Genomic DNA, 12286 nt, shown 5'->3' on the forward strand with positions numbered 1-12286 from the left:
GGGCTGGCGTCATGCCCGCCCTCTTTTTCTTGCCCATTCACGCGGTTGTCCGTGTATGGTGTTAAATTTGAGAGCGTGGCCTTTTGAGTTTTGGCAGGCGAGGAGGGGAAGCCTTATGCCCGCACCGGATGTGGGCCCTGTGGCTGGTTCAAAACCGATGAATGAATGTATTCCCCATGGCGCGAAGGTAAATCGATTCACGGGAACCTTCTTTTCCCTCATGTTCACGCTTCTCCTGTCAATGACTCTTTTCTTCGCCGGTTGTGGAGGCGGCTCCCTTGGCGGTTCCCTCGAGAGAGTGGAAGCGTCCGTGAAGAGCTTAAACAACGCGGTGCAGGGAGCGACAGAATGTATACAGGCGCTTAACGGCTTCGATTTCGAGAACGCCGCTTTTCTGAGTGATGCCATGAGTGCAGTACGGACGGGCCAGGATTTGGTTCAGGCGGCAGGGCAGGCGCTTGAGGATTTGTCCTCCATCGATTATCGGGGCAAGCTCATGCGCCTCGGAGAACTTGTCAGCGAGTTCGTGCCCAATGCTCGCGAGGCACTTGATGAGGTTTCCATCTTTTACCAAGATATGGAAGCGATCCTGCTGGCCGTCAGGCCACTTCTCGAGGAGGAGGCGACCATCACCCAACTGGATATACCCCAGAACCAGTCCGAATGGAGGGAGAGGCTGGAGAGGCTTAGGCGGGCCGTGGAAATGACGATTCAATCACTCGGAGGGTTGACGGTCGATCCCATCCTATCCAGCTACCGCTCATATTTTTTGGAGCTATCCTTGGCGCTTGAGAAGGTCGTCGACAACATCATCGACCGTCTTCCCCTTGCGGACATCAGGGAAGATATCGGAATCAGCGCGGAGTTCGGTCGGGTCCAGGAACTGCTCGATGCCTATCCCTCGTTGGCCGAGGGGTTAAAAGGGAAGTTGATGATATTTTCACTCGACCATTCCTTGGGGGAAATCGAATTGGAGATAAACAGGTTGTACATGGAGAGCGGTTCATAGGCTTGAGCTATTGCAAACGCCTGCATTACCCAGCTGTTGAGGGCAAAAACGGCTCGATTCCTTTCCCTGCGGAGAAGGGGTTGGCCGTTCCAGAACGCAGGGGTTTTTACGAGAGTGGTAATTACCTGGATAGGCCAGTTCGGTGGACCTCTCACAAGGCAAGATGGGGGATGTCAATTTCTTTCGAGCGATGAAGAAATCGAAAAGGGGGGAGCTCAAGCTCTCTCCCGGCTAAAACAAGTTAAGAAAAGGGAAGGGATAGGTGTGGGAAAAGTCATTGGCGGATGGTTTATGGTATGTTAGAAAGTGAACGGTAATTAGAGGAAGTATCGAAGTCGGAAAGGGGAAGTCAACTCCAGCTTCAAGGCGCAGAAGGGAGATGCAATCCAGCTTACCAGGATTTTGATGGAGGTGTGACGCTTGAACTGTCCCCGCCATCCCCACAAGCGAGCGGTGGCCTCCTGCCGTGAATGCGGGACGGGTTTCTGCATTGAGTGCGTGCGGGAGACGGACCAGACTACCCTGTGTCCGGAATGCCACCGAAGGCGGATAGACGAATTCAGCCGGGAGTTCGCATCCCCGGACGAGCAAGTCGAAGGTACCGCAGCCCGGACTGCGGCGGAAACCGGACGGGGCGCCCGCCTTTACGGGACTGCGGTGCCGGCGGCCACACCTCCCCCGAGTTCCGAGATGCCGGAGGGCCCCTCCCCGACGGCGCGAGCGGAGGCCGAAGAGGCGGAAACCGTTTCGGAGCGGGCTGCAGAAGCTGGGAGATTGTGGAAAACAGTCCGGCGAGGCGGTAGGCCGGGACGAAAGGGGTGGGTGTCGGGGAAGGAGGGTGTAGAGGAAGCCCTTTCCGCGGAGAGAACCGCAGGCGTTGTCGAGCACGGTACCGGCGGGGAAGCGGATTTCCTCTCTCTGGGCCCCGATGAGGACTTCACCGAGCTGTCCAGGGCCGTGGAGAAGAGGAGGTTCCGTTTTCCTGGAAGAAGGCGTTCGGCGGGGAAGGGCCTCCCGGAAGAGACCTCGCAAGAAAGCGAAAAGCAGGGACCAAGAGAGGCCGTGGCCGTGAGGGATGAGACGGTAAGACCTGGAACACGGGAGCCAGTGGAGCGGACCGACACGGCATCCCGGTCAGGGGGGAAAGGTACGGCCGCGCCGGCGAAGCCGGGACGAGAGCCGGATGAGGCGCGGGAACCGGGGCCGATCCATCCCGGAACGGCGGTTCGGGGCGAGGAAGCTGAGCTCGATGTCGTGGTCTCACGGCTCCTGCGGCCTGAAAGCGGCCGGAGAGCGGGTGAACCGGCGGGGGGAGTCCGGAAAGCCCAAGCCGCTGCCGGAGATGGCGTGGAGGAGGTGCTTTCCGCGCTCCTGCGGCCGGAGGCCGAGGTTCCGGGGAGGGCAGGAGCGGGACGGGGTGGAGCGGCGACCGTCCCCCGGGATAAGCTTGCGGATGCCCGGGCCCTCTCCTCCACGGCTGAAGAGGTGGCGCCGGGTATATCCCGGGAGGTTCGTCGCTCGGCCGAGGAACGCCGCAAGGTGCGAGGGGAGAGGGAAAGGCGTTGGTCCTTCCTGGCCCAGCCCCGGGCCTCGGAGCACACGGAGCTCGCCTCCAGCTGGTGGAAAGCCACGCTGTTCATCCTGCTCATGTTGGTCCTGGGCGTTGTCCTCTGGGCCGTGCCCAACGCCTACCTGGTGCCCAAGGACACGGAATACGGCATCCATGCGGTGGCCTTGGGTATCCTCCTCGGCCTGCTTTTCTGGTGGAAAGCGGGCAGGAAGCACGGCACCAAGCTGGCCGTGCAGGCCGCGCTGGTCACCTTCTTCGCCCTCTTCCTGGGCGAGTTCCTGCACTGGTTCCTGATCATCACCAAGAACGCGGCCCTGCGTACCGTGTTCTTCGACCTCATCTCCTTCCGTTTCATCTGGGAGCACGGCGCGGAGGTAATGCGCCATACCATGGAGGCCATGTTCCCGGGAGCCTTCATATGGATTATGATCATGCCCACCCTCCTGGCCTTCATCATCGGTTTCGGGATGCCACCCATACCCGAGATCTTCCTACAGTTCGGGCGGGCGGTACGCGAGTGAGACGTCGAATGGAGAGTGGCCATGGCCTGGGAAGTGGAGATGTTGAACGGCGGGGCCAAGGCCCTGGTGCGCGTGGAAGGCGTGGTGGACTCCACCAACGTGGAGGAATTCTTCGCCTTCATCAACTCCATCTTTAAAAAAGGCGTGAAACGCATGGTGCTGGACATGGAAAACACCAGTTACTTATCCAGTGGAGGTATCTCCGTCATCGTCGACGCCTACAAGAAGGCGGAAAGAGAAGGGGGGAGGCTGGTCATCGCCCGCGCCTCGGATATGGTGGTCGATCTCTTCCGGGTGGCCCAGATCGAGAGGATAATCCCCCTGTTCTCCACCCTGGAGGAAGCCCTCCAAGCGCTCTGAAACCTTGCCGCCTTCACGCCCTGTCGACCTCACGTTTCAAGGTCATTCTCATACACTTCCGCAGCGGGCTTTACGATGCCGCACCCCGGGCGTTAAAGGCGGTTTTCGACGGCGCATACGTGGTTGGCGGCACAGGATGATCCGGGTGTGAAAGCCGCTTGCACCGCGCATACGCAGCACGGCAGCGCGATGGACGGTGAACGGGTGTTATCAGTATGACTTGCGGGCAATCATGCGTTCAGATGGCCACCACCCGCATGACCTCCTCGATGGAGGTGATGCCCATCTTGACCTTGATGAAACCGTCGTCGCGCATGGTGATGAGGCCCTCTTCCTTGGCCTGTTTCATGATCGTCGTGGCCGAGGCCTCCTTGACGGTGAGCTTCTTTATCTCCTCGCTCATGGGCATGACCTCGTAGAGGCCGATGCGTCCCTTGTAGCCCGTGCCCCCGCACTTGGCGCAGCCGTTCTCGTTGGCCTTGTAGAGGATCAGGTCATCCATGTCCTGGTAGGGGAAGTCCAGGGCCTTGAGCACCTCGATGTCGGGTTCATAGGGCACCTTGCAGTTGGGACAGAGCTTGCGCACCAGCCTCTGGGCCATCACGCAGTTGACGGCGGAAGAGACCAGGAAGGCCTCCACCCCCATCTCGATGAGGCGGGGCAGGGCGCTGGGTGCATCGTTGGTGTGCAGGGTGGATAATACCAGGTGGCCGGTGAGGGCGGCCTCGATGGCCGTCTTGGCCGTCTCACGGTCGCGGATCTCGCCCACCATCAAGATGTCGGGAGAGGTCCGCAGGATGTTGCGCAGGGCGTTGGCGAAGGTGAGGCCGGCCTTGGGGTTCACCTGCACCTGGTTTATGCCCGCCAGGCGGTACTCAACGGGGTCCTCCACGGTGGTGATGTTCTTGTGCTCCGTGTTGAGCACGTTCAGGGTGGCGTAGAGGGAGGTGGACTTCCCGCTGCCGGTGGGGCCGGTGACCAGGAGGGCCCCGTGGGGCTTGGTGAAGGCCTGGCGGTACTTCTCCAGCGCCTCGGGCAGGAAGCCGAGGTCCTCCAGCCGCAGGAGAATGCTCGACTTGTCCAGGATACGCATGACCACCTTCTCCCCGTAGACGGTGGGGAGGACGGCGACCCGGAAGTCGATGGCCTTACCGTTGGTGACCAACCCGAAGTGCCCGTCCTGGGGGACCCTCCGCTCGGCGATGTTCAAGTCGGAGATGATCTTGATGCGTGACACTATCCCATCGTGCACGTTCTTGGGAAGGCGCTTTATCTCCTGACAAACACCGTCTATGCGGTAGCGGATGAGGACCTCGTTCTCGCGGGGGTCGATGTGTATGTCGCTGGCTCCCCGGTTGATGGCCTCGGTTATCATCGTTGTGGTAAATCTTACCAGAGGCGTGTCGTCCACCACGCCGGTGATGCCCTCGGCCTCCTCCTCGCCTTTGTCTTGGAGGGCCTCCTCCACCACGTCCGTGTCCAGGTGGTAGTATCGCTGGATGGCGCTCAGGATGTCCTCCCGCGCGCTCACCACCGGCTTGACCTCGTACCCGGTGCTCAGGCGGATGTCGTCCAGGGCGTAGATGTTGGTGGGGTCGGCCATGGCCACCACCAACTTCCCGTCCTCGAAGTCGATGGGGATGCAACTGTAGCGCCTGGCCATGGATTCGTCTATGGAGGTGGTGGCCTGGATGTTTATCTTGTACTCCAGGAGGTCAACGTACTCCAGGCCCAGTTCGCGGGCGATAAGCTCCGCCAACTGGTTCTCCTTGACCATTCCCATCTCGAGTAGCACCCGGCCCAGGCTGGCCCCGGTCTCCTTCTGTCGCTCCAGGGCCTGCGCCAGCTGCTTCTCGGTGACCACGTTGTTCTTCAGGAGCAGTTGTGAGAGCCTGTCCGTCGCGGATGGCATACTATCTTCCCCCGCTATCCTTTCGGTTGAGGGGAACCACGGCTGGAACTCCCCCCTACCATTATCATAGATTTTTTCGTCATCCGGCACCACAAACTGAAGACGGGGCCTACATTGCCGTTGGGGTCTCCCCGGTCGCCGACCGGCCTTGCACGCCTCCGGCAACGGCGTTTCGCCGCGCTCCTCGCGGGAAGGGAATCCGGGCCGTGCCCGAAAGGGAGGTTCCCTTGAGTACCTTGCCCTGTGCATGTCTTCCTGGTGGGGTGTGGGGCCATCCCGCGCCTGCATGGAGCCTCTCGGGGTAAGAGGACAATCGGTGGCCCGGCCTCCTCTCGGCTTCCTTTTATCTATTTTCCCTCTGCAGGGAGCGGAGGAAATCCCGATACACGCACTCCAGGTTGGTACAGGCGAAGCAGTCGGTGCTCAGGTAGCGGTCCCCGCGGTCGGGAAGGATCACCACCACCCGGCCTCTCTCCATCTCCTCGGCCACTTGTAGGGCGGCGTGCACCGCGGCCCCGGAGGACATGCCCACGAAGAGGCCCTCTATGTTGGCCAGCACTCGCACGGTGTTGAAGGCGCAGCCGTCCTCCACGTTGACCTTGCGGTCGATGATGGAGAGGTCGAGGATGGGAGGGAGGAAGTCCTGGAGGTTGCGCAGGCCCTGGATGAGGGACCTGGGATAGGGCTCCACCCCCACGATGGTGATGTCCGGGTAGACCTCCCGGAGGCGCTTTCCCACCCCGGTTATGGTGCCTCCGGTCCCTATCCCCGCCACTAGGACGTCGATGTCCTCCACCTGGCGCAGTATCTCCTCTCCCGTCCCTTCGTAATGGGCGCGCACGTTGTCCGGGTTGGCGAACTGGTTGGGATGGTAATAACCGGGTTCCCTTCCCATCTTTTCCGCGCGGGCAATGGCTCCGTTCATGCCCTCTTCGGCAGGGGTGAGGATGACCTCCGCCCCGAAAGCCTGCATGACCCTCCGGCGTTCCACGCTCATGGACTCGGGCATGACGATCTTGATCCGGTACCCCTTGTAGGCGGCCACCATGGCCAGGCCGATCCCCGTGTTTCCGCTGCTGGCCTCCACGATGGTCTTTTCCGGCGTGAGCTCCCCGCGCTTCTCGGCCCCCTCGATCATGGACCTGGCGATGCGGTCCTTGACCGAGCTGCAGGGGTTAAAACCCTCCATCTTGGCGTAGATCTCCACGCGCGGGTTACGGGGGGCGACCTTGGTGAGTTTCACCACCGGCGTGTTGCCTATGAGCTTCATGGGGTCGGATGCGGTGAACATGTCTCTCGGGCCAGCCTTTCTTCCGCGTCGTGAGCTATCAGCTATAATAAGTCATCCGCATTATATCTTAGCGGCGGGTGGGGTTAAAGGTGGGAATGGAAGCCCGCTTCAGGCCCATCCATACTTTAGCGAACGCCTTCGGGAAAGCATCGCGGATGAGGATCCGATGCGGCGGAGGCGGGAGACCGGATGTCCCGCCGTGCTGTGGCCTTGGGTTCTCGGGGGGGATGGGTCACCTGAGTCGCTTGACCTGGTTCGCTTAAGGAGACCCGGCAGTGGAACGCGGAGGAAGTTCCCGTCCTGCAGTGGGGGCGGAATGCGGTGATTGCCGCAGGGTGGTGGTCCTGAGCGATACCCATTTCGGGGAAAGGGGCGCCCTGCTCTCCGAACCCCGGACCGTGGAGGCCTTCCTCGGGGAGCTGGAAGGCCTGGGGGAAGTGGACCTACTGGTGCTCCTGGGGGACACCTGGGACCTCTGGAGGACCGGCCTCAGGGAGGCGCATGCCGCGGGAGCGCATTTCTTCCGCCGCCTCGCGAGATGGGGAGGCGCGCGGGGCCTGGTCCTGGTGGCCGGGAACCACGATCATCACCTGGCCCTGGTGTGCTCCGAGGAGAGGCTGCGACGGGAGATGGGATGGTATTATTTTCCATTAAAACCGGGAGATCCACCCGGGAGCGCCGGGGAGGCCGGTCCGGCATGGGATGCGGCCGCCGGCGTCCCCCTTTCCTGCGGCATGGAGGTCGAGGGACTCTCCCTGCGTCTCGTCCATCCTTTTCTGCCCCTCCGGGTGGGAGGCCGGGACGTCCTCCTCATGCACGGCCATCACCTGGATTTCTTCAGCCGTTCCTTTTGGTGGGCGAAGACGGCATGGCTGGCCCGGTGGGTGCTCGGGAGGTCCCGCGGCATAACCCTCTCGGACATAGACCGTCTCAACAGGCCTTTCTTCGAGCTCCTCACCTTCACCGCGGAGGTCCCCGAGATACGCCGGGTGGAATACCTGGCCTACCGCTTCCTCCGGCTGCTGGCTCGCCTGCTACGTTTCCATACCCGCACGGGGAGCAGCCCTCGCCGCTACACCACGGTGGGTGAGAACGTCCACGAGGCGGAGGAACTCCTCTCCGGGTTGCTCCCCGGGTACCTGCCCGATGTCTTCGTCTTCGGGCACACGCACCGGGCCGGGCTGGAGCGCGTGCGGGTGGGCGGGAAGGGCCTGCTCCTGGCCAACACCGGGTGCTGGCTGGAGGAAGAGGACGGCGGTTCGCCCGGGACCTATCTGGTCCTGGACGGGGGCGTGCGGCTGCGCCGTCTCTATGACTGGGAGATCGAGGCCTCCTGACGGGGCGAGCGGAGGGGGCTCCGTGAGCCCCGCTTTTCCGGAGGGGCCAAGAGAGCTGTACCGAGCTCGGCGTCCGCGCCCACGCCCTTTTCAGATACGGAAACGGTGGGAGGCCTCCTTCATGATGCGCAGGTTCTGGAAGGGGGTGTCCAGGCCCAGGCCGCAGGGAGGGCTGATCATGGCCGCACCGCGGCGCACGGCCAGAAGGGTTTCCTCCAGGACCATCTCCGGCGGGAAGTAGTGTACCAGGGAAGCGGGTACCGTCCCGATGATGGGTTTGCCCAGGATGCGATGGGCCTCCGCTGGGTCCACCTCGGCCTCGAAGGAATAGGCGTCCATCACCGTCTCCCGGCACATGCGCACCTGCTCCATGCGCCCCCCGCAGACGTGGAGTATGAGTTTGGCCCCTCCCAGGTGGGCGTAGCGGCTCAGCTCGTTGAGGTAAGGGAGAACGTTGGTGAAGAGGTCGAACCCCAGGTAGGCGCCGGTCCGCGCCGCCGGTTCGTGGATCATGATGATGTCCGCCCCCCTCTCCACCATGGCCTCCGCGTAGGCGCAGAGGAAGGATATCAACCCTTCCAGAAGGCGGTCCAGGAACCCCGGGTCCTTCTTGATGAGCTCCAGGAGGACCGAGGGGCGGATCAGTGAGGACACCAGGGTGGCCGGACCGGCCAGGTTGCCGATGAGGGGGGCGCTGGGCCGCATCTCATGGGCCAGCTCCAGGGCCCGCAGGACCTGCGGGATGCGCCCGTGGTTGAGGAGGGCGGGAAGGGCGCCGGCGGCGATCTCCTCGGGGGAGGCCTGGGGAAAGGCGGTGATGCGGGGCAGGGTGGTCCCGTCGCCTATGTCCACCCGGGCCCCGAGGGCTTCCGCCTCCACCGTCAGGCACAGGGGTAGGCCGATGTTGTCGAAACCGATGGTGTCGTAGCAGGCCACGGCCAGTTCGGCCATCATCACCCCGCTGTAGTGGGCGGCGGGAAGGGGGATGCGGAACCGCTCCAGGACCTCGTGGGTGACCACGTTTATGAGCCCACCGGGTCCCAGGACGGGAAAGCGCGGTGTGGGCTTGCCCTCCAGGGCGGACAGGATAAGCTCACGACGGTCCAAACTCCCCTCCCTTCGGCCGTCCCGGTTGTTGCGGGCCGGTCGCCGCTGGATTATATACCTCTTATCGGCCGATTTCCAAACCGGTTGAACGCCGGGGACGGGAGGCGGGCCGGAGGGGCCGTCGGCGCCGGAAAGGGTGGTGCGTGGCGGCGCTCCCATGGTCACGCCCGGAACGGTCCTGGCGGCCGGGCGGGGAAGCGAGGGAGCCGCTACCGGTACGGAAAGGGGAAAGGCACCGATGCCTCCCCTCGGAGGGTTCTCGAGCCGGTCGAGCGGCGGACGTCTTGGGAAGGGATCCGGAAAGGAGAGAGAGCATGAGCTACTCGGAGATGGGGGAGGTCTGGTCTCAGTACGTAAGGGTTCGCTGCGAGCGAGCCGTGGAGGTCCTGCGGAGGAGGGAGTTCGACGCCCGCTTCTTCCCCACCCGGGAGGAGGTCGTGGAGGCCGTCTTGGAGGCCATCCCTCAGGGCCAGTCCGTGGGCTGCGGCGGTTCCTGGACCATGCGCCAGCTGGGGGTCCTTGACGCTCTGAGGGAACGGGGCCACCCGGTCTACGCCCACGAGGGGGGCATGAGCTTCGAGGAGACCATGCGCGTGCGCCGCGAGGCGCTGGCCTGCCCCTTCTACCTCTCAAGCGCCAACGCGGTGACCATGCGGGGGGAGATCGTCAACGTGGATGGCATCGGCAATCGGGTGGCGGGTATATCCTTCGGCCCGTCCACGGTCATCATCGTGGCCGGGTACAACAAGCTGGTGCCGGACCTGGAAGCCGCCTTCCAGCGCATCCGGGAGGTGGCCGCCCCGGCCAATGCCATACGCTATAACCTGGACACTCCCTGCGTGCGCAGGGGGCAGTGCACCGACTGCAACCGGCCGGCCAGCATCTGCCGGGTGACCACGATAGTCAGCCGCCGTCCCATGATGACCGATTTCAAGGTCTTCCTGGTGGGTGAGTCGCTGGGTTTTTGAGGGGTGGCCTTGTCATCCGTCCATCTCGGAAGCGGACTCTGCTGGTTACGGCCGCTGAGTCGCCGGTCCTTCGAGCCGCGGTCTTGTCGTCGACGCTCCCTGCGGGGAAGCCCGGCAACCGTGTCGCTGGTCGAGACGTTCGCTGCGACCGAACCCTGGCTTTCCCGGCCCCCCGCCCTTCCGCGTGGTTCTTCTTCGGGGAGGCGGGGTAGAGGGAGCCCGCTCACCGGAGCCGGCGTCAATATCCGCTTCTCCTGAGAGCCAGGTCATAGGCTTCCTGGAAGAAACCGGAATGCTGGAGGATTCCCTCCCCCAGCTCCAGGTAGGGTGCTTCGCCTTCTTCATAAGATGGCCACTCCGGGAGCCCTGCGGTATTGGGGTCCCCGATTCGCGCGAAGGCCGTCCAGTAGGCCATCATGGCCTTGGAGAGCCGGAGGTCCGCCTCTTCCAGGCCGGAGATCCGCACCTTGTCCAGGGTTCCGAAGACGTACATGATCTCCAACCCGTGGAAGGAACCCAGGTGCCTCACACGGGGGTCTCCCGCTTCCCTGGTGAAATAATAGAGGTAGCAGGGCATACCCTTCGCGGAGAGGCACTCCGCGGTGAACCTCGCCGAGGCGGCGAAGCCGAGCTCGGTGATGAGCCGGGCGAGGGCCGGCTTGACCTGCTCCGGACCTCCGGCGGGATAGCGGGCCAGCACCTCCTGCGCCAGGCCGCCGTAGAGGAAAGGAAGCATCGTCCTGTACTGCTCCAGCGATATGTCCGGTGCGAATATGGTCCCCTCGTCGGCGTTGATGCCCGTGAGGAGGGGGGTATCGGCCGTGTTCCCCGATGCGAAGGCCTCCAACGGCGGTTCGGGTAGAAGGTATCCGTCGATGTTGGGGCTCAGGTTGATAGGGCTCATGAAGGGATTGTCGGTGGACGCGGCCTCCAGGAGTTTCTCCGCCGGTACGGCGCGCAGGGCGGCGAGCTCGTCATAGGCCTGGTCGCATCCGAGCTTCTTGGACATCTCCAAGCCTGTCTTCTCCGCTTCCCTCAGGGTGGGGACCTTGTTGACCGGGAGACCCAGCTCGGTGAGGGGACCGCTTTCCACGATGGCCCGCTGGAAGAGCCCATCCGCCAGGGGGCTGGTCATGAGGTAGAGTATGCTCATCCCCCCGGCGGATTCACCGAACACGGTGACGTTTCCCGGATCCCCACCGAAGGCGGCGATGTTCCTCCGCACCCACTCCAGGGCGGCCACCTGGTCCAGCAGCCCGTAATTCCCGGAGACCCCGTGCGGGGATTCCTCGGAGAGAAGGGGATGGGCCATGAAGCCCAGGGGACCCAACCGGTAATTTATGGTAACCACGACCACCCCTCTCGAGGCCAACCCTGTGCCGTCGTAGATGGGGAGGGAGCCCGAGCCGCTCTTGAAGGCCCCGCCGTGTATCCACACCATGACCGGGAGGCGGTCATCCGGGCTCTCCGCCGGTGTCCATACGTTGAGGTACAGGCAGTCCTCGCTGGTCTCCCCCACATCCAGCTGCCCCGTCCAGTCCTCCCTGACCTGGGGACAGGAGGGCCCGTATGCCAGGCAGGGGCGCACCTCTTTCCAGGGTTCCACCGGCTGGGGTTCCCTCCAGCGCAGATCGCCGACCGGAGGTGCGGCATAGGGTATGCCGAGGAAGGAACGGATGCCGTTGTCCAGACGCCCGCTTATGGGGCCGCTGTCCAGCACGGGGTTGTCCAGGTTGCCCGCCGGCCTCACGGATCTCCCGCAGCCCGGCGCGAACAAGGCCGTGGCGGACAGGAAGAGCGCCGCCAGGATGACGAGGATACGCCTTGTAGAGAGGTTGGAACGCACGGATGCCCTCCTTTCTCGCCGCTTCAGAGGACCAAGGTCATTTTACACCACCGCGCATGGAGGGCGTGCATCTCCTCCGGCCCCGAGACTTGGGAGGACCTTGCTGCCGGAGGGTGAGGGCTAGAGCCGGAAGCATGAAGCTTAGAGTTCGGTGATCGGGGTATGCAACGCACGGGGAGGGTATGAGGTTGTCTGAGGTGACGGGACGTGGGCATCCGGCAGGGCCCACGGAGCGCCGACTCGGGAGACCAGGAACCCTCCTCGGTAAACGGCGGAAGCCGGCCGGATTACACCTGCGGGGGCCGGATCGTGGTTCCCCACGGGCCGGATTGTAGTATAATCAGCATCGACCGGTATGTCAGGCG

9 protein-coding genes are annotated in these 12286 nt (G+C 63.4%); 5 read left to right on the top strand and 4 right to left on the bottom strand.

Annotated elements, in window-relative coordinates; all coding sequences use genetic code 11:
- The first annotated feature begins 115 nt into the window (after positions 1 to 115).
- From H7007_RS01330 to H7007_RS01340, 3 genes are all read left to right on the top strand, one after another.
- Entirely contained in the window at positions 116 to 1009 is an 894-nt protein-coding gene (locus H7007_RS01330) for a hypothetical protein (RefSeq protein WP_287152685.1), read from the top strand.
- 1356 nt (positions 1010 to 2365) lie between these two features.
- Entirely contained in the window at positions 2366 to 3100 is a 735-nt protein-coding gene (locus H7007_RS01335; protein WP_287152686.1) for a hypothetical protein, read from the top strand.
- A gap of 21 nt (positions 3101 to 3121) precedes the next feature.
- The gene (locus H7007_RS01340; protein ID WP_287152687.1) at positions 3122 to 3460 is read left to right on the top strand and encodes an STAS domain-containing protein; all 339 of its coding nucleotides are present in this window, start codon (positions 3122 to 3124) and stop codon (positions 3458 to 3460) included.
- A 238-nt stretch (positions 3461 to 3698) separates the two neighbouring features.
- Here the strand turns inward: H7007_RS01340 and H7007_RS01345 are convergent, their stop codons facing one another.
- Complete coding sequence (locus H7007_RS01345; protein WP_287152688.1) at positions 3699 to 5372, bottom strand: GspE/PulE family protein; 1674 nt, start codon at positions 5370 to 5372, stop codon at positions 3699 to 3701.
- Positions 5373 to 5715: 343 nt separating this feature from the next.
- The gene (locus tag H7007_RS01350) at positions 5716 to 6663 is read right to left on the bottom strand and encodes a PLP-dependent cysteine synthase family protein (protein ID WP_287152689.1); all 948 of its coding nucleotides are present in this window, start codon (positions 6661 to 6663) and stop codon (positions 5716 to 5718) included.
- Positions 6664 to 6938: 275 nt separating this feature from the next.
- Here H7007_RS01350 and H7007_RS01355 point away from each other — a divergent pair, with 275 nt between their 5' ends.
- Positions 6939 to 8000, top strand: coding sequence for a metallophosphoesterase (locus H7007_RS01355; RefSeq protein WP_287152690.1), 1062 nt, complete (start codon positions 6939 to 6941; stop codon positions 7998 to 8000).
- 90 nt (positions 8001 to 8090) lie between these two features.
- Here H7007_RS01355 and H7007_RS01360 read toward each other — a convergent pair whose 3' ends face one another.
- On the bottom strand, positions 8091 to 9107 hold the full coding sequence (locus H7007_RS01360) for a uroporphyrinogen decarboxylase family protein (protein ID WP_287152691.1): 1017 nt from the start codon (positions 9105 to 9107) through the stop codon (positions 8091 to 8093).
- 314 nt (positions 9108 to 9421) lie between these two features.
- On the opposite strand from H7007_RS01360, the gene H7007_RS01365 reads away from it, so the two are divergent.
- The gene (locus H7007_RS01365) at positions 9422 to 10075 is read left to right on the top strand and encodes a lactate utilization protein (RefSeq protein ID WP_287152692.1); all 654 of its coding nucleotides are present in this window, start codon (positions 9422 to 9424) and stop codon (positions 10073 to 10075) included.
- Positions 10076 to 10313: 238 nt separating this feature from the next.
- Here H7007_RS01365 and H7007_RS01370 read toward each other — a convergent pair whose 3' ends face one another.
- On the bottom strand, positions 10314 to 11921 hold the full coding sequence (locus H7007_RS01370) for a carboxylesterase/lipase family protein (protein WP_287152693.1): 1608 nt from the start codon (positions 11919 to 11921) through the stop codon (positions 10314 to 10316).
- Positions 11922 to 12286 lie beyond the last annotated feature (365 nt).

Origin of the sequence: Candidatus Solincola tengchongensis (assembly GCF_015711935.1) — a bacterium.
Taxonomy (GTDB): Bacteria; Actinomycetota; Geothermincolia; order Geothermincolales; family RBG-13-55-18; genus Solincola_A; species Solincola_A tengchongensis.